The sequence below is a fragment of the Streptomyces sp. NPDC001492 genome, assembly GCF_053597275.1.
Genome location: NZ_JBSFHW010000001.1, coordinates 221,803 through 246,659, shown reverse-complemented (window position 1 = coordinate 246,659; position 24,857 = coordinate 221,803). Strand labels below are relative to the sequence as shown.

General features: G+C 70.8%; 20 protein-coding genes. 11 read left to right on the top strand and 9 right to left on the bottom strand.

Annotation, left to right across the window (positions count from 1 at the left end):
• Nucleotides 1–221: 221 nt before the first annotated feature.
• Nucleotides 222–2,981: an ABC transporter substrate-binding protein gene (locus tag ACWC1K_RS01265; RefSeq protein ID WP_450827747.1), complete on the top strand. Its 2,760-nt coding sequence runs from the start codon at nucleotides 222–224 to the stop codon at nucleotides 2,979–2,981.
• Nucleotides 2,982–3,005: 24 nt separating this feature from the next.
• On the opposite strand, the gene ACWC1K_RS01260 is transcribed toward ACWC1K_RS01265, so the two are convergent.
• Both ACWC1K_RS01260 and ACWC1K_RS01255 read right to left on the bottom strand, forming a co-directional pair.
• Nucleotides 3,006–4,409, bottom strand: coding sequence for a M20/M25/M40 family metallo-hydrolase (locus tag ACWC1K_RS01260; RefSeq protein WP_450827745.1), 1,404 nt, complete (start codon nucleotides 4,407–4,409; stop codon nucleotides 3,006–3,008).
• Between the two features lie 93 nt (nucleotides 4,410–4,502).
• Nucleotides 4,503–6,389: a protein kinase domain-containing protein gene (locus ACWC1K_RS01255; RefSeq protein WP_450827743.1), complete on the bottom strand. Its 1,887-nt coding sequence runs from the start codon at nucleotides 6,387–6,389 to the stop codon at nucleotides 4,503–4,505.
• A gap of 208 nt (nucleotides 6,390–6,597) precedes the next feature.
• Here ACWC1K_RS01255 and ACWC1K_RS01250 point away from each other — a divergent pair, with 208 nt between their 5' ends.
• The 4 genes from ACWC1K_RS01250 to ACWC1K_RS01235 all read left to right on the top strand — a co-directional run bounded on the left by ACWC1K_RS01250 (nucleotide 6,598) and on the right by ACWC1K_RS01235 (nucleotide 12,019).
• The gene (locus tag ACWC1K_RS01250; protein ID WP_450827741.1) at nucleotides 6,598–7,953 is read left to right on the top strand and encodes an aminotransferase class III-fold pyridoxal phosphate-dependent enzyme; all 1,356 of its coding nucleotides are present in this window, start codon (nucleotides 6,598–6,600) and stop codon (nucleotides 7,951–7,953) included.
• 139 nt (nucleotides 7,954–8,092) lie between these two features.
• Nucleotides 8,093–8,794 (top strand): GntR family transcriptional regulator, encoded by a 702-nt coding sequence (locus ACWC1K_RS01245; RefSeq protein ID WP_450827739.1) that lies wholly within the window; start codon nucleotides 8,093–8,095, stop codon nucleotides 8,792–8,794.
• Nucleotides 8,791–11,223: a dolichyl-phosphate beta-glucosyltransferase gene (locus ACWC1K_RS01240; RefSeq protein WP_450827737.1), complete on the top strand. Its 2,433-nt coding sequence runs from the start codon at nucleotides 8,791–8,793 to the stop codon at nucleotides 11,221–11,223. Before ACWC1K_RS01245 ends, ACWC1K_RS01240 begins: the two co-directional genes overlap by 4 nt.
• A gap of 145 nt (nucleotides 11,224–11,368) precedes the next feature.
• Nucleotides 11,369–12,019 carry a hypothetical protein gene (locus tag ACWC1K_RS01235; protein ID WP_351472506.1) on the top strand — a complete coding sequence of 217 codons (651 nt, stop codon included), beginning with the start codon at nucleotides 11,369–11,371 and terminating at the stop codon, nucleotides 12,017–12,019.
• Here the strand turns inward: ACWC1K_RS01235 and ACWC1K_RS01230 are convergent.
• Nucleotides 12,016–12,306, bottom strand: a complete 291-nt coding sequence (locus tag ACWC1K_RS01230; RefSeq protein ID WP_450827735.1) for a hypothetical protein — start codon at nucleotides 12,304–12,306, stop codon at nucleotides 12,016–12,018. The two genes, ACWC1K_RS01235 and ACWC1K_RS01230, sit on opposite strands and share 4 nt — an antisense overlap.
• A 75-nt stretch (nucleotides 12,307–12,381) precedes the next feature.
• Between ACWC1K_RS01230 and ACWC1K_RS01225 the strand changes: the two genes are divergently transcribed.
• Nucleotides 12,382–12,816 carry a hypothetical protein gene (locus ACWC1K_RS01225; RefSeq protein ID WP_450827733.1) on the top strand — a complete coding sequence of 145 codons (435 nt, stop codon included), beginning with the start codon at nucleotides 12,382–12,384 and terminating at the stop codon, nucleotides 12,814–12,816.
• Between the two features lie 3 nt (nucleotides 12,817–12,819).
• Nucleotides 12,820–13,026 carry a hypothetical protein gene (locus ACWC1K_RS01220; protein ID WP_450827731.1) on the top strand — a complete coding sequence of 69 codons (207 nt, stop codon included), beginning with the start codon at nucleotides 12,820–12,822 and terminating at the stop codon, nucleotides 13,024–13,026.
• A gap of 16 nt (nucleotides 13,027–13,042) precedes the next feature.
• On the opposite strand, the gene ACWC1K_RS01215 is transcribed toward ACWC1K_RS01220, so the two are convergent.
• Entirely contained in the window at nucleotides 13,043–14,869 is a 1,827-nt protein-coding gene (locus ACWC1K_RS01215) for a bifunctional metallophosphatase/5'-nucleotidase (RefSeq protein ID WP_450827729.1), read from the bottom strand.
• A gap of 157 nt (nucleotides 14,870–15,026) precedes the next feature.
• Nucleotides 15,027–16,310, bottom strand: coding sequence for an adenylosuccinate synthase (locus ACWC1K_RS01210; RefSeq protein WP_450827727.1), 1,284 nt, complete (start codon nucleotides 16,308–16,310; stop codon nucleotides 15,027–15,029).
• A gap of 195 nt (nucleotides 16,311–16,505) precedes the next feature.
• Between ACWC1K_RS01210 and ACWC1K_RS01205 the strand changes: the two genes are divergently transcribed.
• On the top strand, nucleotides 16,506–17,336 hold the full coding sequence (locus ACWC1K_RS01205) for a diacylglycerol kinase family protein (RefSeq protein WP_450827725.1): 831 nt from the start codon (nucleotides 16,506–16,508) through the stop codon (nucleotides 17,334–17,336).
• Here the strand turns inward: ACWC1K_RS01205 and ACWC1K_RS01200 are convergent.
• The 3 genes from ACWC1K_RS01200 to ACWC1K_RS01190 are packed head-to-tail and all read right to left on the bottom strand — an operon-like array spanning nucleotide 17,314 to nucleotide 20,104.
• Nucleotides 17,314–17,925 (bottom strand): Uma2 family endonuclease, encoded by a 612-nt coding sequence (locus tag ACWC1K_RS01200; RefSeq protein WP_450827723.1) that lies wholly within the window; start codon nucleotides 17,923–17,925, stop codon nucleotides 17,314–17,316. The genes ACWC1K_RS01205 and ACWC1K_RS01200 overlap by 23 nt on opposite strands.
• A gap of 35 nt (nucleotides 17,926–17,960) precedes the next feature.
• Nucleotides 17,961–18,725 (bottom strand): ethanolamine ammonia-lyase subunit EutC, encoded by a 765-nt coding sequence (gene eutC, locus ACWC1K_RS01195; RefSeq protein WP_450827721.1) that lies wholly within the window; start codon nucleotides 18,723–18,725, stop codon nucleotides 17,961–17,963.
• Nucleotides 18,722–20,104: an ethanolamine ammonia-lyase subunit EutB gene (locus tag ACWC1K_RS01190; protein ID WP_450827719.1), complete on the bottom strand. Its 1,383-nt coding sequence runs from the start codon at nucleotides 20,102–20,104 to the stop codon at nucleotides 18,722–18,724. The genes eutC and ACWC1K_RS01190 overlap by 4 nt, the downstream gene beginning before the upstream one ends.
• A gap of 191 nt (nucleotides 20,105–20,295) precedes the next feature.
• On the opposite strand from ACWC1K_RS01190, the gene ACWC1K_RS01185 reads away from it, so the two are divergent.
• Entirely contained in the window at nucleotides 20,296–21,807 is a 1,512-nt protein-coding gene (locus tag ACWC1K_RS01185; protein ID WP_450827717.1) for an APC family permease, read from the top strand.
• Between the two features lie 3 nt (nucleotides 21,808–21,810).
• Here the strand turns inward: ACWC1K_RS01185 and ACWC1K_RS01180 are convergent, their stop codons facing one another.
• Nucleotides 21,811–22,305, bottom strand: a complete 495-nt coding sequence (locus tag ACWC1K_RS01180) for a GbsR/MarR family transcriptional regulator (RefSeq protein WP_450827715.1) — start codon at nucleotides 22,303–22,305, stop codon at nucleotides 21,811–21,813.
• Between the two features lie 82 nt (nucleotides 22,306–22,387).
• On the opposite strand from ACWC1K_RS01180, the gene ACWC1K_RS01175 reads away from it, so the two are divergent.
• On the top strand, nucleotides 22,388–23,287 hold the full coding sequence (locus tag ACWC1K_RS01175) for an ABC transporter ATP-binding protein (protein ID WP_450827713.1): 900 nt from the start codon (nucleotides 22,388–22,390) through the stop codon (nucleotides 23,285–23,287).
• Entirely contained in the window at nucleotides 23,284–24,852 is a 1,569-nt protein-coding gene (locus tag ACWC1K_RS01170) for an ABC transporter permease (RefSeq protein WP_450827711.1), read from the top strand. The genes ACWC1K_RS01175 and ACWC1K_RS01170 overlap by 4 nt, the downstream gene beginning before the upstream one ends.
• Nucleotides 24,853–24,857 lie beyond the last annotated feature (5 nt).

The window sequence follows — 24,857 nt, the reverse complement described above, 5'->3', positions numbered from 1 at the left end:
GGCGGTGCCGACGGCCCCTGAGGGGCGCTGCCGAACCGCACCCGGCCCGCCTGGAACCACGCCTGGATGAGGCCGAAACGGTCGGGAATCGTCAGCGAACGGAGGGGAGTTGAAGCATTTCCCGCCGAGCTGCCGGCCGACACCGTTCGTCCCGCTAGTTTACCCAACTCGCCTACGGGCAATGAGATTTGACCTGTGCCGTCGACGGGGGGAGATCAGTGATGGCGGTACCTCAGAACGCACCGAGCGGGTTCCCCGACGACGAGGGGGCCGACGACTTCGTCCGGGAGTTCCGCCAGGTGGTGGCGCCGGCCGAGCGCGAATCGCTGGCGTACACACCGCCGTTGGTGATCCTGGACGTCCAGGGTGAGGACGCCGAGTACGACGCCCGGGTGCGGCGGGTGCTCGGGGAGCTGGAGAGCGCCCTGCGCGGCAGGCGGGACGAGAAGCTCGTGCCCTACGCCCTCCCGACGGCGGCCCAGGACTCCGATCTGCTCAGCGGCGCCGCGGCCCGGGGGCTCGTCTTCGGCCTGCCCAAGAACATGAAGCCGGACCGCTTTCCCGGCTTCTGGCCGCTGTGGGACTCCGTCTCGTACATACGGGACCACTCCGCGGAGGGCAGGGCTCCCGGCGCGAACGTCCTGCGCGACTACGCCCACGAGCAGCTGCGCGCACACCGCCGCCAGCGCCGCGAGGGACGGCTGCAGGTCTTCCTGTGGGCGCTCGGCGGCAGCGAGGCACCGCCCGTCGGCGGCATCCGCGGCTGGCTGCTCGGCTCGCTGTGGCACGGCCTCACGCGCACCTTCCCGCGCTGGTGCTGGGAGCGCCGCAAGACCCGCAGAATGGTCCGCTCCTGGCGGCCGTTCGGCCAGGGCAGGCAGCGCTGGCTGGGTGACGTCCTCGGCATGACCGGCGGCACCGAGACCGTGTTCGCGGTGATGGACGAGGTGGCGGACCGGCAGATGCCCCGGCTCCGGCTGGACCTCGACCACGAACGGCACCAGGAGTCCCTGCTCGCCCTGGAACACCTGCTGACGCGCGCCCTGCTGGAGGACCTGAAGAGACCGGCCGTCGGCAGAGTGCTGCCCGTGCGGCGCCGAAGAACCGCCCGCCCCGTCCTGCTGGTCCCGCTCCCCCGCCCGGGGAAGCCGGGCGCCCGGGCCGTGGAGCGCTTCCTGCGCGCCTTCCACCAGGAGCGGGCCAACACCACGGGGGCTCCCGGCCCCCTGGTCATCGCGGTCGGCCGGCCCTCGGCGCAGCTCCAGAGCGACCTGGGCGGGCCACCGGAGAGCAGCCTGCGGCAGGCGGGGCGGCTGATCCAGCCGCAGGAGCGCGCGAACGCCGGTCCGCCGGTCCTGGTGCGGCTGCAGGACGAGCCCTTCACCCGGGACGGGCTGTACATACGCCCGAGTTCACCGACCTCGTTCCGCCTCAGCGGGAACGCGGTGACGGCGGGCGTGACCGGCACCACCGTGGCCGTGGCCGCCATACTGATCGGCCTGGGCCCGGCGGACCTCGGCCGGAACGTGTCCTCCGACAGCTGCGTGGGCGGGAACCTGGCCGCCGGCGGCAGCAAGTACGCGCGGCCCGTCGCCCTGGCCCCCAAGCAGTGGTACGACGAGGCGCTCGCCGAGATCCGGCAGCAGAACAAGGTGGCGGAACGGTTCGCCGCCCGGGGACGCGCGGTCCGTACCGTGGTCGCCTTCGGCTCGGGCGTGCCGTCCGCCGACCAGGAGACGCTCTTCGACGGGACCATTCCCGAGCTGCGCGGCATCGCCATGTGGCAGCGCGACCTGAACGCGCAGGCGGGCTCCGACGACTCGCTCGTACCGCTGCGCGTCGACGTGCGCTCCACCGGCAGGGGTTTCGTCAACGCCGAGGCGGCGGCCCGTACGCTCGTCGACCAGATCAAGGAGGGCCGGTTCGGCAAGGACGGCAAGGACTACGAGAAGGTCATCGGGGTCCTCGGGTACGCGCAGAGCAAGACGTGGACGCAGAACGCCCTGAAGATCCTCGACGAGGTCGAGCTCCCCGTGGTCGGTACGACGGCCACGGCGGACGAGATGCTGGTCAGCCCGAACTACTGGCCCTTCACGCCGCTCAACAGCGCCGAGGCGCAGATCGAGGCGGACTTCGCGGACCGGTTCCCGGTCGTGGCGCGCACCGGGTCCGACGGCTGCGAGCGGGCACGGCACGCCGTGGTGATCCAGAGTTCGGCGGATCTGTACAGCAACAGCCTCGCGGCGAAGTTCCAGAAGGACTTCTCCGGCTCCAGCGAGCTGGTCAACTTCTCGCAGGAGGGCGACTTCACGGGCGCTCCCGCGGGTACGCCGAAGATCACGCGCCCGACCGACCTCGCCGACACGGTCTGCAGCGCGCTCGGCTCCAACGAGTCGACGGTCGTCTACTGGTCGGCGCGCGCCCGCGACTTCACCGCCTTCGTCGACGCCCTGGACACCCAGGGGACGTGCACCCATCGCGACGTGACCGTGCTCGGCGGGAACGAGCTGACGAACGTGGCGCTGACCGGCGCGTTCAACGACAAGAAGTGGCTGAGGCTGTACTACTCCGCGCACCGGCTGCCCGCGGCCGACCCCCGTGCCGACGACAAGACGAAGCAGTTCGCCGCGGAGTACGACGCCTTCGTGCCCGGTCCCGCCAAGGACGACCCGTGGCGCGACGACGGGCACTCGGCCGTCGCGTACGACGCCTTCCACGTGCTGTCGAAGGCCGCCGACATGGCGCGCTCCGACAAGGGCGACGTCGCTCCGAACGCCATGCTCACCGCGCTGCGCAGCGGTGTCGTCTTCGGCGGGGCGACCGGCTATGTGTCCTACCCGCAGGGCGGCGGCATGCCGCCGAGCGACAAGACGCTGGTGCTGCTGCGCCAGTCGGGCGACGGCCCGCTCGTCGCGGAGGCGTGCGGCGCCTACCGGCAGGGCGAGAAGAGCCGGGACCAGGGGCCGCCCTGCACCCGGTGACCGTACGGGGGTGAGCCGGGCGGGCTAGGACTGCGGGGCGGGGAACGCGACCGGGCTCCGGTTGCCCGCTCGGTTGACGGCCCGTACGCCGAAGAACACGTTGTCCTTCGACAGGTCCACCTCGTACGCGGTGACGTCCCCGGCGGGGATCACATGGGTCCACTCCGGTGCCGTGGTCTCGCGCCAGACGATCTCGTAGCCCGCCAGGTCGGGTTCGGTGCCCCGCGTCCACACCAGCCGGGTGGAGTTGGTCAGGGCGGAGGTCACGATCTTCGCCCCGCGTGGTGTTCCCGGCGCCTGGGCGAGGGTCCACAGGGCGGCCGCGTTGACCCGCGCGACCCGCTCGACGAAGTCGAAGTCGCAGAACTCGGGCAGGTCGCCGTACTGCTTGCCGTTCTCGTCGACGCGGACGTCCTGGTGCTGGTGGGCGAAGTCCTCGGCGGGTTCGGTGAAGCGGGCGGCCGGGTAGGCGCGTTCGAGGAAGGGGATGTGGTCGCCGCCGCGGAGGTAGCGGTCGCGGCGGTAGACGACGCGCACGTGCAGGCCGGTGGCGTCGTTGTCGGCGACGTCCCGCACGAAGCGGGCGAGCTGGCGGGACGGGGAGTCGTTCTCGCCGCCCACCGACCTGCGGATCGCGGCCTGTTCCGGGGTCTCCGAGGTCGGGACGCCCTCCGCGAACAGCCGGATGGTGTACGGATCCTTGGTGCCGTCGTCGGCCGTCGAGCTGCCCACGATGTCGTTGGTGAACATCCCCTGGACATCGGTGCCGGCCGCCTTCAGCTGCTGGGCCAGATACGTCGATCCGTACAGCCCCTGCTCCTCGCCCGCCACGGCCGCGAAGACGATCGTCGAGGCCGGGCGGCGGGTCGCCATCACCCGCGCCAGCTCCAGTACGACGGCCACCCCGGACGCGTCGTCGTCCGCGCCCGGCGCGTCGGCGGTGGCGTTCATGACGTCCGTGACCCGGGAGTCGTAGTGCCCGGAGACGACGTACACGCGCTCCGGGGTGACCGAGCCGCGCAGGGTCGCGAGCACGTTCGTGATCTTCGTGGGGGTGGGGATGCGGGAGGCCGGTTCCTGGACGTACGACTGGAGTTCGGCCGTCATCCGGCCGCCGGAGGCGGCGGCGCAGGAGCGCAGCTCGGCGAGGAGCCAGTCGCGGGCGGCGCCGATGCCGCGGTCCGGGTCGTCCTGGGCGGAGAGGGTGTGGCGGGTGCCGAAGGAGACCAGCTTGCGTACGGTCGCTTCGATGCGGGCGGAATCCAACTCCCTCAGCAGAGCGCGGAGTTCATGGCTCGGCGGCTGTGCGGTGGCGGGCCGGCGGTGGCCCCGTGCGGCCGCTTCGGCCGGGCTCGCCGCCGCCCCGAGTGCCGCCGCGCCCGCCGCCGTCGCGGTCAGGAGCGTTCTCCTGGTGGGGCTGGGACGCATGTGTCCTCCCGTGGCTGCCGATACCGACGCTCCGCCCATCGTCATGGACACGCCACTACGGCACAAGGGTGCCCGCCGGGCCCCGCAACGGCCTCACTGCCGGGTGTACTTCAGCTTCTCCCCGTTGCTGGTGTTCTCGCGCTGCAGGCTGCCGTCCGGCAGCAGGCTGAGCTCGGTGGCGTCGCCCGGCTTGCAGTAGCCGGGGTCGCCGGACGTCACGGTGGACGGGCCGATCTCCAGGGGGCCGCTGCTGCCCGGTGCCGCGGTCAGATCGGCCTGGAACACACAGTGGTAGGTGCCGCTGCTGGTGGGGCCGTCGGCGACGAGGGAGAGGACCGTGTCGCCCACCTTGCCCTGCTGGATGGTGAGTTCGCGGGTGTTCTCGCCGTCGGCATTGGTGATGGTGGCCGTCCAGGTGCCCAGGTAACCGGACGGGATCGCACCGTCCGAGGGCGCGGAGGTGGTGGGCTGCGCGCTGGTCGGGCTCGTCGGGCTCGGCTCGGGCTTCGAGGGCGCCGCGCTGGTCGGGGCCGGGCTCGGCTTGTCGTCGGCCTTGTCGCTGCCGCCGTTCATGAGGGCGTAGACCGAGCCGCCCGCGCCGAGCGCGACGACCAGGGCGACCGCGATCAGCGCCACGGTGGAACGGCCGCTCCGGCGGGGCGGTTCCTGCGGGGCGGGCGGGACCGGGCCGGTGTAGGACGGGCCGTAGGGCGGGGTGGATCCGAGGCCTCCGTAGCCACCGGGCTGTGGGGGGTAGCCGTAGGCGCCGGGCTGCTGCGGCGGGTAGCCGTAGGCGGGCGGCTGCTGGGGGTGCTGCTGCGGATAGCCGTAGGCCGGGGGTGTCTGCACATGGGCGGGCGGGGGCGTGGGTGCGCCCTGGCCCGCGACCATGGTGGGGAGGTGGTTCAGCGGGGCGCCGCTGCCCGGCTGCCCGGGCGGGGGCGGCCCGGCGGGCGCGCCCGCCTGCGGTGCGGAGTCGTCGGCGGCGGAGGCGTGCTCGGGCGGGGCCTCGGGCGCCGCCTTCTGCAGCGAGGGCCCGGCGGGCGCCGCCGCGCCCTCCTCGGGGTCTTCCGAGTCCAGCAACTGCACGGCGTGACGGCCGAGTTGGGCGACGAGCGCGCTCGGCAGCCAGGGGTCGCGCGAGCGGCCGCCGAGCACGGTGTCCTCGGCTCCCGTGCGCTCCAGCACCTGGGCCAGCGTCGGCCGCGCGCCCGGGTCCTTCTTCAGGCAGTCCCGTACGAGGTCGGCGATGCCCTCGGGCACCCCCTCCAGGTCGGGTTCCTCCTGGGCGATGCGGAACATCAGGGCGTGCACACCGCTGTTGGCGCTGCCGAAGGGGAGCTGTCCGGTGGCGGCGTAGGCCAGCACGGAGCCCAGGCAGAAGACGTCGCAGGCGGGCGTGATCCGGTCGCCGCGCACCTGCTCGGGGGCCATGAAGCCGGGCGACCCGACGAGCGCGCCGGTCCGCGTCAGCCCGCCGTCCGTCACCGTCTCCAGCGCCCGCGCGATGCCGAAGTCGATCACCCGCGGCCCGTCGATGGTGACGAGCACATTCGACGGCTTCAGATCCCGGTGGATGATCCCGGCGGCGTGGATGTCCTGCAGCGCGTGCGCGAGCCCGGCCGCCAGGATGCGCACCGAGCGCTCGGGCAGCGCCCCGTGGTCGTGCCCGACGACCTGCTGCAGGCTGGGCCCGGCGACGTACCCGGTGGCCACCCACGGCACCGCGGCCTCGGTGTCGGCGTCCAGCACGGGCGCCGTCCAGTGCCCGCCGACCTGCCGCGCGGACTGCACCTCCTGCCGGAACCGCGCCCGGAACTCCTCCTGCGCGGCCAGCTCCTCCCGCACCAGCTTCACCGCGACGGTACGGCCACGGTCCGAGCGGGCGAGATACACATGCCCCATGCCACCGGCACCGAGCCGGGCCAGCAGCCGGTACGCCCCGATGCGCTGCGGGTCCCCCGCTGCGAGCTTCTCCATGGCTGCGCCGCCTTCCCCCCGTATGTGCAACAGACCGAGAATAGTGCGGTCGCCCGAGTAGTCGCCGGGAGCGGTGTCTACGGTTCCGTAACGCCGCGGCCGGCACCCCGCCGAGCCGCCCGGGCCCGACAACCTGTCGCGGAAACCCCCGCATGCCAGACAGGAAGCCGATACCGAGCGGGCATTGCGGGCTCCTACGCTCGCGGCCATGACCCCTCAGCCAGACCCCCAGGCCGGCGCCGCCGTGAAGGCCGCGGACCGTGCTCATGTGTTCCACTCCTGGTCCGCGCAGGAGCTCATCGACCCGCTCGCCGTCGCCGGTGCGGAGGGGTCGTACTTCTGGGACTACGACGGCAGGCGCTACCTGGACTTCACCAGCGGGCTCGTCTACACCAACATCGGCTACCAGCATCCGAAGGTCGTCGCCGCGATACAGGAGCAGGCCGCACACCTGACGACGTTCGCGCCCGCCTTCGCGATCGAGGCCCGCTCCGAGGCGGCCCGGCTGATCGCCGAGCGGACCCCGGGCGACCTGGACAAGATCTTCTTCACCAACGGCGGCGCGGACGCCGTCGAGCACGCCGTGCGGATGGCGCGGCTGCACACCGGGCGGCCGAAGGTCCTGTCCGCCTACCGCTCCTACCACGGCGGCACCCAGCAGGCGATCAACCTCACCGGGGACCCGCGCCGCTGGGCCTCCGACGGCGCTGCCGCCGGCGTCGTGCACTTCTGGGCGCCGTACCTCTACCGCTCCCGCTTCTACGCCGAGACCGAGGAGCAGGAGTGTGCGCGGGCGCTGGAGCACCTGGAGACCACGATCGCCTTCGAGGGGCCGGCCACCGTCGCCGCGATCATCCTGGAGACCATTCCGGGCACCGCCGGGATCATGGTGCCGCCGCCCGGCTACCTCGCCGGGGTGCGGGAGATCTGCGACAAGTACGGGATCGTCTTCATCCTGGACGAGGTCATGGCCGGGTTCGGGCGGACCGGTGAGTGGTTCGCGGCCGACCTGTTCGGTGTCGTACCGGACCTCATGACCTTCGCCAAGGGCGTGAACAGCGGATATGTGCCGCTCGGCGGTGTCGCCATCTCCGGCGCGATCGCGGAGACCTTCGGAAAGCGGGCCTACCCGGGCGGTCTGACGTACTCGGGGCACCCGCTGGCCTGCGCCGCCGCCGTCGCGACGATCAACGTCATGGCTCAGGAGGGTGTCGTCGAGAACGCCGGGCAGCTGGGCGAGACCGTCCTCGGTCCGTCGCTGCGGGAGCTCGCCGAGCGGCACCCGTCCGTCGGCGAGGTGCGCGGTGTCGGCATGTTCTGGGCGCTGGACCTGGTGAAGAACAAGGAGACCCGGGAGCCGCTGGTGCCGTACAACGCGGCCGGCGAGGCGAACGCGGCGATGGCCGCCTTCGGCGCCGCCGCGAAGCAGCACGGCATCTGGCCCTTCATCAACATGAACCGCACCCATGTCGTGCCGCCGTGCAACGTGAGCGAGGCCGAGCTGAAGGAGGGCCTCGCGGCGCTGGACGCGGCGCTGTCCGTGGCGGACGAGTACACAAAGTAGCGGCTGGCGACCGCTGAGAAACCGCCCCGAACGGCCACTGCTACGCGGGTCAACAGCCGGAGGTCGAACGCGTAAGGTGGCGTGCTCGTAGATAGGTATACGTGCACGCCACCCGACGCGACGAGGAGACGCCCGACCCATGCCCGGCAGCAGCGGCAACGGCTCCGTGACCCGCAGCACCCTGCGGCAGCAGATCGCCGACGCGCTTCGCGACGAGGTCCTCGCGGGGCGGCTCCAGCCGGGCCAGGAGTTCACGGTGAAGGAGATCGCCGAGCAGTACGGGGTCTCCGCGACGCCCGTGCGCGAGGCGCTCGTCGACCTGTCCGCGCAGGGCCTCCTCGACGCCGACCAGCACCGCGGCTTCCACGTCCACGAGTACTCGGTCGCCGACTACCGCGGCATCATCGAGGCCCGCAGCCTGGTCACCGACGGCATGTTCATCGCCCTGGACCTGGACCAGGACCGTTTCCCGCCGCACGACGAGCCCCGTGCCGTCGCCGCCCTCGCCGGGGTCCGGCGCCGCGGCGAGGAGGCGCAGCGGGCCTCCCTGGCCGGCGACCTCACCGTGCTGATCGGCTACGACCTGCGCTTCTGGCACGAGCTCGGCACCCTCTTCGGCAACCCCTATCTGGCCGACTTCCTGCACCGGCTGCGCGTCCAGTCCTGGGTGTGCGCGGTGCAGCACCTGCGCCGGCTGTCCGATCTGCGCGGCGCCCTGTGGTCCGGCCACACCGACCTGGTCGACGCCCTGGCCAAGCGCGACACCAGGACGGCACGGGCGATCGTCGCCTCGTACAACGAGCACTCGCTGGCCCTCATCGAGCGGCTGGCGGACGAGTGAGCAAGCCGGCCAGGGGCACGCCTGCCTGGGCCGTGGACCTCACCGTCGTCATCCCCGCCTTCAACGAGGAGCAGCGCCTCGGTCCCACCCTCGACGCCGTCACCCGCTATCTGCGCGACAACGAGGGCCGCTGGGGCGAGTGGGAGGTCGTCGTCGCCGACGACGGGTCGACGGACGGCACGCGGGACCTCGTCACGGGCCTGAAGGACCCTCGCGTCCAGCTGGTCACCGGCCCTCACCACCGCGGCAAGGGCCATGCCCTGCGCCTGGGTGTCGCCGCCTCCCGGGGGCGGCGCGTGCTGGTCACGGACGCCGATCTCGCGGCCCCGATCGAGGAGCTGGAGCAGCTCGACAAGGCACTCGGCGAGGGGAACGCGGCGGCGATCGGCTCCCGCTCCGTGCCCGGCGCGACGATCGGGGACCGTCAGCACCCGGTGCGCGAAGTGCTGGGCCGCGCCGGGAACTTACTCATACGCCGGACGACCGTGCCCGGCATCCGCGACACCCAGTGCGGCTTCAAGCTCTTCGAGGGCGACAAGGCCCGCGAGGCCTTCGCCGCCTCCCGGATCAACGGCTGGGGCATCGACGTCGAGGTCCTGCGGCACTTCCACCGCGCCGACTGGCAGGTCGCCGAGGTCCCCATCCGCTGGTCCCACCGGCCCGGCTCGAAACTGCGCCACCTCGACTACGTCCGCGTCCTCGCCGAACTGGCCCGGCTGCGCGCCCGCTCCCTGCGCCCCGCCGACGTCTTCGCCGTCGCCCTCTTCCTGCTCATGTCGATGGCCCTGTACTCGGGCCGCCTGTTCGACCCGGACCACCGCTATCTCCCCGACTCCCTCCAGGACCAGAACCAGTGGGAGTGGTTCTTCGACGTCACCGCCCACAACCTGGTCCACCTGCACAATCCCCTCTTCTCCGACCTTCAGGGCTTCCCCGACGGCGTGAACCTCATGGCCAACACGGTCATGCTCGGCCTCACCGTCCCGTTCGCCCCGCTCACCCTCCTCGCGGGCCCGGCGGTCTCCCTCAGCGTCGTGATGACGCTGGGCCTCGCCGCCACCGCGGCCGCCTGGTACCGCCTGATCGTGCGACGCGTCGTACGGCGGCGGTCCGCGGCCTTCGTCGGCGCGGCACTGGCGGCGTTCGCACCGCCGATGGTCAGCCATGCCAACGCGCATCCCAACTTCGTCGTGCTGTTCATGATCCCGCTGATCATCGACCGGGCGCTCCGGCTGTGTACGGGCGCCCGGGTGGTGCGGGACGGGGTGGTCCTGGGCCTGATGGCGGCGTACCAGGTCTTCCTCGGCGAGGAGCCGCTCCTGCTCGCGGCGATCGGCCTGGTGCTGTTCGCCGGTGCCTACGGCGTGGTCCGCAGGGATGTGGCGCAGCAGGCCTGGCGGCCGCTCCTCAAGGGGCTCGGGATCGCGGCCGCGGTCTGTCTTCCGCTCGTCGCGTATCCGCTGGTCTGGCAGTTCGCCGGCCCGCAGAGCTATGCGCACATGCCGCACGGCGACAACTCGGGCAACAGCCCCCGCGCGCTGCTGTCCTTCGCCGAACGCTCCCTGGTCGCGGGCAACGCCCGGCGCGCGAACGCCCTCTCCCCCAACCCCACCGAGCAGAACGCCTTCTACGGCTGGCCGCTGGTCCTGCTCGCCTTCGCGATCGTCGTACGGCTGTGGGAGCAGGCCCTGGTCAAGGCGCTGGCGGTCACCGCGGTCGGCGCGGCGCTGCTGTCGCTCGGCCCCGAGTTCCGCATCCCGACGACGGACAAGGTCTACCCGGGCCCCTGGGCGCTCCTCGCCAGGCTGCCGCTGTTCGAGTCGGTCATCGAGGGCCGGGTCGCGATGATCTGCGCCCCCGCGCTCGGCATGCTGCTCGCCCTCGCCCTGGACCGGCTGACGGCGACCCGCACCCTGGGCACCCAGTACCTCGGCCTGCTCGGCGCCTGCCTGGCCCTGCTCCCGCTGGTACCGGCCCCGCTGAAGACCGTCGAACGCCCCGCGACGCCCGCCTTCTTCACCTCCGGGGCGTGGCAGCCGTACGTCCGCGAGGGCGAGTCGCTCGTCACGGTGCCGCTGCCCGACGCCGGCGACGCGGAGGCGCTGCACTGGCAGCAGCGGGCCGGCCTCGGCTTCGAACTCCCCGGCGGCTACTTCAACGGCCCCTACGGCGACGACCGCGTCGGCATCTACGGCGCCTCCCCCCGGTACACCTCCGGCCTGCTGAGTGACGTCCGCGACACGGGCGTCGTCCCCAAGCTGGACGCGACCTGGCGGGCACAGGCCCGGCGCGACTTCGCGTACTGGAAGGCAGGAGCCCTGGTGGTGGCCCCCGGACCGCACGACGAGGCCCTGCGCAGGACCGTTGCCGAACTTGTGGGCCGGGACGGTAAGTGGGTGGCCGGGGTATGGGTATGGGACCTGCACTAGGTGTTCCGCCGGGTGCGCCGCGACGGGCCGTCGGTTGTCTGCGGCTTCGCGAGGGCCGCTTGGTGCCTGTTCCGCACGCACGGAGCGCTGCCGCAGCCGTACCGATTACCCTGCCTTGACCGACTTGCCGTGTGAGGAGCCCTCTTTGGCCTGTGACCTGTGGCTGGTACCGCTTGTCGACGTGTTGTGCCACACCCCCGACAATCCGTTCGCCGAGGAACTCGCGCAGTACAACAACGTGCTCGCCGCCGCCGGGCTGCCTCCGGTGCCGGTGTACCAGTACATGCCGGGCCTGTCCGGCGAGGTCGCCCCGGTGGCCGGCTTCGACTACGACGCGCTGCACTTCCTGCGCCGTGTCTACCTGCTCCAGGTGTGCGGGCTGCCGGTGACCCCGGTCGACGAGCTGGGCGGCGACTACGAGCAGTTGCTGGAGATGTTCGAGGCGACGGCCCAGCAGTCGCACCTCGTCTGGCACTACGACCACGCGGGCGCCTACGTCCCCGTGGACTTCCCCCAGCCCCTGTCCAACGACGAACTCCTCGCCGGCGGCGGGCCGCTGGGCTCCGCCCAGGCGCTGCTGCGCGAACTCGAGTACGTCGCCCCGTCGATCGGGATAGATCCGGCCAACCCTCCGGCGGCACCGGAACCACCGCGCGCGCCGACGGAGCTGGAGGAGCCCGCCGTCCCCGCGCCGTACGACCCCAGCCCCTTCGCCCGCGAACGCCATGTGTGGCTGGGCCTGCACGCGGCGGCGACGCGGAGCCTGGCGCAGGGGTCGATGATCGTCTTCAGCTAGTGCACCTGGGAGAGGCCCTTCTCCACGTCCTCGAGGTTCATCAAGGGCGTGTAGTCGACCCTGGCACCCAGGTTGAGGAAGAACGGCTCGCTGATGACCGGCATCTGGGAGACGTCCTGCAGGTCGAAGACCAGGAAGGCGGTGCGTTCGCCCTCGTCGGCGGTGAAGTAGGCCGCTTCGGGCTTGATCTGCTCCACCGAGGACTGGATCATCTTGCCGAGCGTGCCGTTTCGGATGGCCTCGTTCGACTTCTCCGTGTCGAAGTGCGCCCTGAGCAGTACACGCATAGCTCTCACCTTCTTCTGGTCGACGCATACGTGTACAGATCCACCGTATGCCCGACTTGCGTGTCATGCCCTGTTATGCACCCTAAGTGCTCTCCCGTACTCCCCCGGGAGCAGACCAGCCGCCCGGCCGAGGCACGGCTGACGGCCGGCGTCGAGACGGTGTACGGCGACGCGGACGACCCGGCGAGCCTGGACGCGGCGTTCGCGGGGGCGAGCGGGGCCTTCCTGATGTCGGGGCAGGGCGTCGGCACGGCCCCCGGCCCGACCCACGACCTGGCCCTCGCCGAGGCGGAGGCCGCGGTGACGGACCCCTCCCGGGACTGGGCGTGGACCCTGCTCCGCCCCGGCCGCTTCATGTCGAACGCCCTGCGGTGGGCGGCCGGGCTCCGCGCGGGCGACGAGGTGGCCGTCCCCTTCGCGGACCGCCCGGCGGCGAGCATCGACCCGGCGGACCCGGCGGACATCGCGGCACTGGCCCTGACCGGCGACGAACACGCGGACGCCGCCTAAGAGTTGAGCGGCCCCGAGTCCCTCACTCCGGCGGACGAACTGGCCATCCTGGGCAGGACGCCGGGCCGCGACCTGCGTCTGCATCCGGTCCCGGACGACACGGCGCGCACCGGCGCGGAGGTCCTGCCGACGGTGGAGAAGGTGCTGGGGCGCCGGCCGCGGAGGTTCACGGAGTGGGCCGGCGCCCATGTGGCGGCCTTCAGCCGCTGACCTGGAAGACCGCCGTCTAGAAGACCGCCGTCCCGTCCTGCGTCAGCTTCCAGTTGGTGACCGCGAAGTCCGCGGGGTTCAGCGTGCCCTTGGCCGTCACGTAGTCGATCATCAGCTGGCGGATCTCGTTGGTCGAGCTGTAGGCGATGTCGGCGGTGGCGATGTGCGGGTAGCCGGAACCGCCGTTCGCACGGTAGTTGTTGACCGCGACGACGAAGACCTGGTCGTCCGCGACCGTCTTGCCGTTGTACGTGAGGTTCTTGATCCGCGAACCCTCCGCCTGCGCGATGTCGATGTCGTACGAGACGCCGGCGGCCGTGTCGTACATGTAGTCCCAGAAGTTGTTGGCGTTGGTCAGCGTGGCGGTGTCGACCTTCGTGCCCGACGGGACCTGGTGGTAGTACTTCGCCGCGAACTCCAGGTAGTCCTTGAGCTGGGCGCCCGTGAGCTTCTTGCCGTAGAGCGTGTTGTCGTAGATGTAGAGGCCGGCGACGTCCTTGATGGTCACGCTGCCGGCGGGGATGTCGGCGGTGCGGCTGAACGGCGCGGCGACCGAGATCAGGGGCAGCGCGGCATCGCTCGCCGACAGGCCCGCCTTCACCGACTGCATCTGGACCTCGTGGATGAAGTCCATGATCGGGACGTCCTTCCAGCAGGACTCCGCCGCCGAGAGGTCCTGGGTACAGGAGCCCACGGCCGTGTTGACGTACTTCACCACGAGGTCGTGGTCGGCCTTGAGGAGCTTGGTGATCTCCGGGTCCTCCTCGACGCCCTTCGGGTCGAGGGTCTGAGCCGTCTTCTTCGTCACCTTCCACTGCCCGCAGTGCAGTTCGAGCTCGAAGTCGAAGACGGTGAGACGGTAGCCCCAGCAGTACGGCTCGGAGAGCAGGACGTCCTCGCCGGTCTCCGCGTTCTTGACGGTGTACGAGGAGACCTCCTTGTGGGTGTGGCCGACCAGGATCGCGTCGATGCCGGGGACCTGCTCGGCGACGAGGTTGGAGGCGTTCTCGACGTACGGCAGGGAGTCGCCCCACGACGTGGAGCCGTCGAGACCGGAGTGGTCGGTCAGGAAGACCACGTCGCACCCCAGCGCGCGCAGCCGCGGCACGTACTTCTTCGCCTGCTCGACCAGCCCCGGGAAGACCATCTTCCCGCTGACGTTGTCCTTGTCCCACAGGGCGATACCGGGGTTGGTCAGGCCGAGGATGCCGACCTTGATGTCCGGGGCGCCGGGGACGCGGATGCGCTTGACGGTGTACGGCTGGAAGGCCGGGCGCAGGGTCTTCGCGTCGAGGGCGTTCGCGCCGAGCAGCGGGAAGTGACACTGCTTCTCGAACTTGCGCAGCGTCTCTATGCCGTAGTTGAACTCGTGGTTGCCGAGGGCGGCGGCGTCGTAGCGCATGTGGTTCATGGCGACGGCCATGGGGTGCTTGGGCCCCTTCTTGCCGTCCTTGCCGGTGATCGGGTCGACCCGCGCGAAGTAGTACGCGAGCGAGGTGCCCTGGATGATGTCACCGGCGTCGACGAGCAGGACGTGCTCCTCGCCCTTGGCCTCGCGCTGCTGCTTGATGAGGGTGGCGACCCGCGCGACCCCGACGGAGTTGCCGGCCTTGTCGCTGTAGGCGGCGTCCTTGTAGTAGTCCCAGTCGAAGACGTGGCTGTGCAGGTCGGTGGTGCCCAGGATGGAGAACGTCCACGTCCTGGGGGCCTTGCCGGCCTTCTCGGGCGCACGGTCGGCGGCCTGCGCAGGGCCTGCCGCGACGGTCCCGGCCACGGCGACGGCCGCCCCGGTGACGGCCGACTTCTTGACGAATTCCCGGCGGTTCAACGGGCTGACGGGCATACGGGGCTCCTGGTCATGGAGAGGAACTGGAGGAGGGCGCGGCGGGACTACCCGCGTAGATAGTTGCGCCCCACTAGTTACATCCGGAACCAGGAACAAGCCATGGACCGGTCAAGGAAGTCCATGACCGGCCCAACAGCTTGCGGACATAGGGGATTTACAGGAACGAGTTGATCTCGATCGTCTCGTCCCGGCCGGGGCCCACGCCGATCGCGGAGATCGGTGCGCCCGACATCTCCTCGAGCGCCTTGACGTAGTTCTGCGCGTTCTTCGGCAGGTCGGAGAAGGACTTCGCCTTGGTGATGTCCTCGGACCAGCCGGGCAGCGTCTCGTAGACCGGCTTCGCGTGGTGGAAGTCCGACTGGGAGTACGGGAGCTCCTCGACGCGCTTGCCGTCGATCTCGTACGCCACGCAGACCGGGATCTCCTCCCAGCCGGTCAGGACGTCCAGCTTGGTGAGGAAGAAGTCGGTCAGGCCGTTCACCCGGGTCGCGTAGCGGGCGATGACGGCATCGAACCAGCCGCAGCGGCGGTCACGGCCGGTGGTCACGCCCCGCTCGCCGCCGATGCGGCGCAGCGCCTCGCCGTCCTCGTCGAAGAGCTCGGTCGGGAACGGACCGGAGCCGACGCGGGTCGTGTAGGCCTTGAGGATGCCGATGACCCGGCCGATCTTCGTGGGGCCCACGCCCGCACCGGTGCAGGCGCCGCCCGCAGTGGGGTTCGAGGAGGTCACGAACGGATACGTGCCGTGGTCGATGTCGAGCAGCGTGCCCTGGCCGCCCTCGAAGAGGACCACCTTGTCCTGCTCCAGCGCCTGGTTGAGGACGAGGACCGTGTCGGCGACGTACGGGGCGAGCTTGTCGGCGTAGCCCAGCAGCTCCTCGACCACCTGGTCGATGGCGATCGCGCGGCGGTTGTAGAGCTTGGTGAGGATCTGGTTCTTGACGTCGAGGGCCGCCTCCACCTTCTGGGTGAGGATGGACTCGTCGTAGAGGTCCTGTACACGGATGCCGACGCGGTTGATCTTGTCCGCGTAGGTCGGGCCGATGCCGCGCCCGGTGGTCCCGATCTTGCGCTTTCCGAGGAAGCGCTCGGTGACCTTGTCCACCGTCACGTTGTACGGCGTGATGATGTGAGCATTACCGCTGATCAGGAGCTTGGACGTGTCGACGCCGCGCTCGTTCAGCCCGTTCAGCTCGGAGAACAGGACCGACGGGTCGACGACGACACCGTTGCCGATGACCGGCGTGCAGCCGGGGGAGAGAATCCCGGAAGGGAGCAGGTGAAGGGCGTACTTCTGGTCGCCCACGACTACCGTGTGGCCGGCGTTGTTGCCGCCCTGGTAGCGCACCACATAGTCGACGGATCCGCCTAGCAGGTCCGTCGCCTTTCCCTTGCCTTCGTCACCCCACTGAGCACCGAGCAGCACAAGTGCGGGCACGCGCGTACACCCCTTCCGGGCGGGGCATGTCCAAGGTCAGGGGCGTACGCGTAAGGTTCACCGCCGCGTGCACCGCGACCGTCGTTGGCCGCAAACCGTCGGACCGGATGCCCCGGAATAGACGAAGCCCCTGGCGCAATAGCGCAAGGGGCTCTTGCACAAAGATGCTACCCGAGGAAGCGAGGCAGGACCGAGGTGGTGACTTCCGCGACTTCCGATCAGCTGTTGGTGGTCATCGATCCGGTCGCCCGGCGGACGGACGGGGAGTCGGTACGCATCGCAAAAGACGTGCTCAGCGCCGGTGCGCACACCAAGGTGTGCCTGCCGGAGGGTCCGGAGGAGTTCGCCAGGGCGCTGGCCCGCCGGGGGTCGCGTCGGCCGGTGGTGGTGGGCGACGACCGTGCGCTGGTCCGCGCGGTGTCCGTTTTGCACCGGCGGCGGGAGCTGGCCGGATGTGCCCTGTCGGTGGTGCCGGTGGGCAGCCTGCTGTCGGTGGCCCGTTCCCTGGGGGTGCCCACCGGGACGGTGGCGGCGGCCCGGGCGGTCCTGGACGGGGCCGAGCGGCGACTGGACCTGCTGGTGGACGACAGCGACGGCGTGGTCCTCGGCGCCCTGCACATCCCTCCGGTGACCGGGCACACCCCGTCGGTGGAGGCGGGCCGCCCCTGGCTGCGCACGGCCCAGTCCTTCGTACGCACCCTGGTCCCCGCCCGCGAGACGACGGTCCCGGCACCCCGGGCCGCCCGGCTGCGGGTGGAGGTCGACGGCGTCACCCTGCTGGACCTGGACCAGCCCGTGGAGGCGGTGACGGTGACACCGGCTGACAGCGGTCTGGCCGAGGTGGAGGTACGGCCACTGTCGGTGGGCGCGGAGGCCTCGCCGGTACGGGCCCAGGGCCGGACGGTGAGCGTGTCCGGGGCGGACTTCCGCTACCGGGCGGATGCGGGCGTGTGGGGGCCGGTACGGCGGCGGACGTGGACGGTTTGGGAGGGGGCTTGGAGGCTTACGGTGCCGGGTTCTTCGTAATGGCGGTCAGGAAGCCGCCGGTGTCGAGGGTGCAGTCGAAAGGTGCAGGGATGGCGAGCTTCTCGCCGAACGGCACCGTGCAACGTGACTCGTACCCCTTGGCAGAGGGGGTCGAGAAGACAGTGGCCTGCTTCTCCTGCATGTCGAGCAGAAGGTAGACAGGCACGCCCGCCTTCCCATAGACGAGGACTTTGTCGGTCAGATCGTTGTCCCGCGTGGACGAGGATGTCAGCTCGGCGACAAACGAGAGTGCTGCGCCGTCCAGGTGGTTGCTGTCCGCATCAAAAACCCGATCGTCCGCCGCGTAGACGTCCGGCCCATAGGCACGCTCGCCTTCAGGGAAGACGAACAGATTAGGCGCCCGCTCCATCGTGTGGCCCTTGGGAAGGTAACTCTCCAATTGCTGGCACACCAGGCGCATGACGCGGGTGTAGTACGCCTTCGAGAACGGCGACAAGACGATGCTCCCCCTGATGATCTCGGCCTTGTAGCCGTCGGGCACGATCAGCTTGTCGAGGGCGCTCAGAAGGTCCTCGAAGCTGTGGGGCTCGGTGCCGCTTATCGTCGGTCGCTCAGTCATCAACGTCATGATGCGCCCTCCCCGTGATGCAGACCAGCCACCACTCAGAGTAGCCGGTCGGGCACAGTTTCGTGATCGCTCTCGTCCTTCAGCCCCACCCCGGTGACCCCCAGCTCCCGCCCCCTCCCCATCAACCCCGCCAACTTCCCCGCCGCCACCTCGTACGACAGCCCCAGCGGCGGCCGGATGTTGCTCAGGCAGTTGCGGTCGGCGTCCGTCGTCACGCCCGGGACCGGCCGGTACGTCAGGTACGCCCCCAGTGAGTCCGCCGCCGACATGCCCGGGCGCTCCCCGACCAGGACCACCACCATCGTCGCGCCCATCGTGGACGCGATGTCGTCGCCGAGGGCCACCCGCGCCTGTTCCGCCAGCACCACGGGTGCGACGCTCCACCCCGCCAGCCGCGCCACCGTCTCCCGCACCACCGCCGCCGCATGCTCGTGCACCGCCCGGCTGGACAGCCCGTCCGCGACCACGAACACCACGTCCCAGTCGCCGGCCGGGAGGTGCGCGCGGTCCGTCGGATGCAGCCGGCGGCCCAGGTCGGGGCGCTGGAGGTATGTGAGCCGGTCACCGGCGGCGCTGCGGACCCGCACCGTCGGCATCCCGCCCAGCCCGGCCGCGACCGCGTCCGGCTCGAACGGCGAGTGCACCGCGTCGCGGGCGGCCGCGTGCGCGGTCTGGAGTTCCAGGCGGTGGCGGGTCGGGAGGGCCGAGCCCGCGCGGCCGAGGCCGATCCGGGCCTGGGTGTGCCGGCGCATGGCAACCCACAAGTCACCTGCCGGTGCAGCTATTTGAGTCTCCGTCATGCCGCCAGCTCCCTTCCGATCGCGGTCAGCGGATGGGACGCCACCTCGCGGATCCCGCCCCGCTCGTCCAGCAGCCCGCTCGACTCCAGCCAGGCCTCGAACTCCGGTGCAGGGCGCAGCCCGAGGACCTCGCGGAGGTACAACGCGTCGTGGTACGAGGCCGACTGGTAGTTCAGCATGATGTCGTCGCCGCCCGGCGTGCAGATCACGAAGGACGCGCCCGCGACGCCGAGCATCGTCAGCATGGTCGCGACGTCGTCGTCATCGGCGTCCGCGTGGTTCGTGTAGCAGATGTCCAGGCCCATGGGCAGGCCGAGCAGCTTGCCGCAGAAGTGGTCCTCCAGGGCGGCGCGGAGGATCTGGCGGCCGTCGTAGAGGTACTCCGGGCCGATGAAGCCGACCACGGTGTTCACCAGCAGGGGGTCGTAGCGGCGCGCCACCGCGTACGCCCGTGCCTCCACCGTCTGCTGGTCCACCCCGTGGTGTGCGTCCGCCGACAGGGCGCTGCCCTGGCCGGTCTCGAAGTACATGACGTTGTCGCCGACCGTCCCCCGGCCCAGTCCGCGCGCCGCCTCGTACGCCTCGTCGAGCAGGCCCAGCGTCACACCGAAGGACGCGTTCGCCGCCTGGGTGCCCGCGATGGACTGGAAGACCAGGTCCACCGGTGCGCCCCGCTCCATCAGGTCCACGCTCGTCGTGACATGGCACAGGACGCAGGACTGGGTGGGGATGGAGTAGCGGTCGATCACTCCGTCCAGCAGCTCCAGCAGGTCCCGTACCGCCTTCGGGCTGTCCGTCGCCGGGTTGATGCCGATCACCGCGTCACCGGAGCCCAGCAGCAGACCGTCGAGGAGCGCGGCCGCCACACCCGCCGGGTCGTCGGTCGGGTGGTTCGGCTGCAACCGCGTCGCGAGCCGCCCCGGCAGCCCGATGGTCGACCGGAAGGCGGTGACCACCCGTACCTTCCGGGCCACGGCCACCAGATCCGCGTTCCCCATCAGCTTGGACACCGCCGCGACCATCTCCGGCGTCAGCCCGGGGGCCAGCGCCGTCAGGGCCTGGCCGTCCGCCGCCAGCAGCCACTCCCGCAGCTCTCCGACCGTCAGCCCGGCCACCGGCGCGAAGGCGGCCGCGTCATGCGTGTCGAGGATCAGCCGGGTCACGTCGTCGCTCTCGTACGGGATCACCGGCTCGGTCAGGAAGGTCGCCAGCGGCACCTCCGCGAGGGCCCAGCGCGCCGCGACCCGCTCCTGGGAACTGGCGGCGGCGAGGCCCGCCAGCCGGTCGCCGGAGCGTTCGGGGCTCGCGGCGGCAAGCAGGCGCGCGAGGGAGTCGAAGCGGTACCGGTGGCCGCCGAGGGTGGAGGAGTACGAGCTCATGGAGGCGACCGTACGAGCCGCGTGTTGCCGACAGATTGCATCAGATTGCGTCGGAGTTCTAAAGGTCTGGTTGACAAACATTTAACGCCCCGACACCCTTGACCGACTCATTCGGGCTACAGAGTTCCGGTCCAGTGCACCAACAGATCAGGGCGCATCACAGCGGATCACCAGGAGAGGGGCCAACCCCGATGGCAGTGGATGAGGGCGTCGCCCCGGCGACGAAGACGGACGGCGAGGGCACGGTCCACCGGCTCAAGCCCAACGCCGTGGGCCTGCTGGGGGTGGTCTTCATGGCCGTCGCCACCGCGGCCCCGATCACCGCGATGACGGGCAACGTGCCCTTCATGGTGTCGTCCGGCAATGGCATCGGCGCCCCGGCGAGCTATCTCGTCGCAATGGTCGTCCTGGCAATCTTTTCCATCGGCTTCACCTCGATGGCGAAGCACATCACGTCCACCGGCGCCTTCTACGGCTTCATCTCCTACGGCCTGGGACGCACCGCGGGTCTCGCGTCGGGCCTCCTCGCGACCTTCGCGTACGCCGTGTTCGAGCCCGCGCTGATCGGCATCTTCTCGACCTTCGCCACCGGGACCCTCAAGGACCAGACGGGACTCGACATCCCGTGGTGGGCCTTCGCGCTGCTGATGCTCGCCGTCAACGCGACGGGCACCTGGTTCGGCGTCTCGGTCGCCGAGAAGCTCCTGGTGGTCCTGCTCGGCACCGAGGTGACCGTCCTCGCGGCGATGGCGATCTCGGTCGCCCTGCACGGCGGCGGCCCGCACGGCTTCACCTTCGGCCCGGTCAACCCCGTCAACGCCTTCAAGGGCACGTCCGCCGGCCTCGGCCTCTTCTTCGCCTTCTGGTCCTGGGTCGGCTTCGAGTCGACGGCGATGTACGGCGAGGAGTCCCGCGACCCGAAGCGGATCATCCCCAAGGCCACGATGATCAGCGTCCTGGGCGTCGGCGTCTTCTACGTCTTCGTCTCCTGGATGGCCATCATCGGCAACGGCGAGACCGAGGCCGTCAAGGTCGCCTCGTCGGCGAACCCCCTCGCCCTGTTCTTCAACCCGACCGAGCACTACGTCGGCCACTGGGCGGTCGACCTCATGCAGTGGCTGATGATCACCGGCTCGCTCGCCTGCGGCATGGCCTTCCACAACTGCGCCGCCCGCTACATGTACGCGCTGGGCCGCGAGGGCGTCCTCCCCTCCCTGAAGAACACCATCGGCCGCACCCACCCCCGGCACGGCTCCCCGCACATCGCGGGCCTGGTGCAGACGGTGGTGAGCGCCGTACTGATCCTCGCGTTCTGGGCCACGAGCAAGGATCCGGCGAACGCCCTCTACGTCCTGCTCGCCATCCTCGGCACGATGGCGATCCTGATCGTGCAGGCGGTCTGCTCCTTCGCGGTCCTCGTCTACTTCCGCAAGAACCACCCCGAGAGCCGGCACTGGTTCAAGACCTTCACCGCCCCGCTCGTCGGCGGCATCGCGATGCTCGCAGTGGTCCTGCTCCTGGTGTCCAACATGAGCGTCGCGGCCGGCTCGGAGTCCGGCTCGCTGCTGCTGAAGGCGACGCCGTGGCTGGTGGCCCTGGTCGCGGCGACGGGCATCGGCTACGCCCAGTACCTCAAGCGGCGGTCGCCGGAGCGGTACCAGCTGCTGGGGCGGACGGTGCTGGAGGAGACGAAGGAGCGGTAACCGCTAGCTCCCGAAGATCCGTTGGCGGTGCACCCGCCACCGCTCCATCATGGCCGCGACCTCGCCCTCGACGAACTCGAAGAAGGCGAGCGTCTCGGCCATGCGGCGTCCTGCGGGAGTGTCGGCGCCCAGGCTGCTGACGCCTTCCCGCAGGGCGACCTCCCAGCGCTTGATGACGGCCTCGCGATTGGTCAGGGCCTCGTACCACTGGTCGCCGTGCACCCGGTAGCGCTCGCGGCGGGAGCCCGGCTCACGCTCCCGAGAGACCATGTGCGTCATGGTCAGATAGCGCACCGCCCCGGAGACGGCGGCGGGGCTGATCCGGAGCTGCTCCCCCAGGTCGGCGGAGGTCATCGAGCCTTCGTCGGAGGAGAGCAGGGCGGCGAAGACCCGGGCGGGCATCCGCTGCATCCCGGCCTCGACCAGCTGAGCCGCGAAGCTCTCCACGAACTTGGAGACCGCCTCCGGGTCCCGCTCCACCGCCTTCGACTCCGTCATGGTCACCACCCTAACCGGGCTTCATAGGCTTTATATGATTCCTTAACTTCACAAATTTCTGAAAGAAGCGTACGTTCTGAGCATGACGAAGGCAATCAGCGTCTCCGGCCTCCACAAGTCCTTCGGCCGCACCCGCGCTCTGGACGGTCTCGACCTGGAGGTGGAGTCCGGCGAGGTCCACGGCTTCCTCGGCCCGAACGGCGCCGGCAAGTCCACCGCCATCCGCGTCCTGCTCGGCCTGCTGCGCGCGGACTCCGGCGCCGCGCAGCTGCTGGGCCGTGACCCGTGGCGGGACGCGGTGGAGGTGCACCGCCGGATCGCGTACGTCCCCGGGGACGTGACCCTGTGGCGGAACCTGTCGGGCGGCGAGGTCATCGACCTGTACGGCCGGCTGCGCGGCGGGCTGGATCCGTCCCGCCGGGCCGAGCTGATCGAGCGCTTCGAGCTGGACCCCACCAAGAAGGGCCGCACGTACTCCAAGGGCAACCGGCAGAAGGTCGCCCTGGTGGCCGCGTTCGCCTCGGACGTGGACCTGCTGATCCTGGACGAGCCGACGTCGGGCCTGGACCCGCTGATGGAGGAGGTCTTCCAGCGCTGCGTGGAGGAGGAGCGGGATCGCGGTCGTACGGTGTTGCTGTCGTCGCACATCCTCAGCGAGGTCGAAGAGCTCTGCGACCGGGTGAGCATCATCCGCAAGGGCCGGACGGTCGAGTCCGGCTCCCTGGCCGACCTGCGCCACCTCACCCGGACCAGCGTGACGGCCGAACTCGCCGGGCCGCCCAACGGGTTGGCGCACCTGCCCGGCGTGCACGACCTCGACGTACGGGGAAAGCGGGTGCGGTTGCAGGTCGACACGGACAAACTCGACGCGGTGCTACGGCAGTTGAGCGAGTCCGGAGTGCGGTCGCTGACCTCGACCCCGCCCACGCTGGAGGAGCTGTTCCTCCGCCACTACCAGGACGAGGAGGTGGCGGCGCGATGACGTCGTTCGCGGGCACGGGTGTGCTGCTGCGCTTCTCGCTCCGCCGGGACCGGCTGATGATCCCGGTCTGGGTCGGCGTGAACACGCTGATGGTCCTCTCCATGCCGAACACCCTGAAGAACCTCTACGGCACCCCGGCCGAACGCGCCGACCTGATCCACCAGGTGGCGACCAACGCCTCCTTCCGCGCGCTGATCGGCCCGGTCTTCGACACGTCGATCGGCGCGCTGACGGCCTGGCGCGTCGGTGTGTACGCGGGTGCGCTCGCCGCGGCCATGAGCCTGGTGATCGTCGTACGGCACACCCGGGACGAGGAGGAGAGCGGGCGGCACGAGCTGGTGGCGTCCGGAATGGTGGGCCGCCGGGCCTCCCTGACCGCGGCACTGCTCGCGGCGGCGGTCGCCAACGCCGTACTGGCACTGCTGATTGCTGCCGGGCTCGCGGGCCAGGGGGCTGTGGGCGCGCTCGCCTTCGGCCTCGGGCTCGGGGCCGAAGGCATGGTCTTCGCCACGATGGCGGCGATCGTCGCCCAGCTGACGGAGAGCGCACGGCTGGCCCGCGGGCTGACGGCGGGCGTCCTGGGCGCGGCCTTCGTGCTGCGCGCGGCGGGCGACGCGGCGAGGGACGACGGTTCGTCGGTGTTGACCTGGCTGTCCCCGCTCGGCTGGCTGGAGACCCTGCGCCCGTACGCCCGCGAACGCTGGTGGGTGCTGCTGCTGTTCGCGGCGGCGGTGGGACTGCAGGCTTTCGTCGCCTACGAGTTGGCGGGCCGCCGGGACGTCGGCATGAGCTTCCTGCCGACCCGCCCCGGACCGGCGGCCGGCCGCCTCGGCACGGCGGGCTCCCTGGCCTGGCGGTTGCAGCGGGGCAGCGTACTGGGCTGGTCGATCGGCTTCTTCCTGGCCGGTGTCGTCTACGGCGGCCTCACGGACGGAGTGGCCGACCTGGTCGGCGACAACAAGAACGCCCGCGAGATCTTCGAGCGGATGGGCGGCCACAGCGGGCTGACGAACGCCTTCCTGTCCTCGATGGTCGGCATGCTGGGCCTGATCGCCGCGCTGTACGTGGTGGCGTCCGTGCTGCGGTTGAACGGCGAGGAGACCTCGGGCCGGGCGGAACCGGTACTGGCGAACGCGGTGGGGCGGCTGCGCTGGGCCGCGGGCCATCTGGCTGTGGCCTTCGGCGGATCGGTCCTGATCATGCTGCTCGCGGGGCTCGGATTCGTCGTCGGCTACGGCAAGGAAGTCGGCCCGATCCTCGGGGCGTGCCTGGTGCAGGTGGCCGCGGTGTGGGTGATCGGCGGGGTGGCGGTCCTGATCTACGGCTTGTTCCCGCGGGCGGCGATGGCGGCGTGGGGTGTCGCGGGGGCGGTGCTGCTGATCGGCTGGGTGGGTCCGGCGCTGGACGCTCCGCGGGTGGTGCTGGATCTGTCGCCGTTCGGGCATCTGCCGAAGCTGCCGGGTGGGGGGATGGAGTGGGGGTCGGTGCTGGTCCTGTTGGCACTGGCGGCGGCATTGGTCGCGGTGGGGCTGACCGGCCTGCGCCGCCGGGACATGACGACCTGACCGGT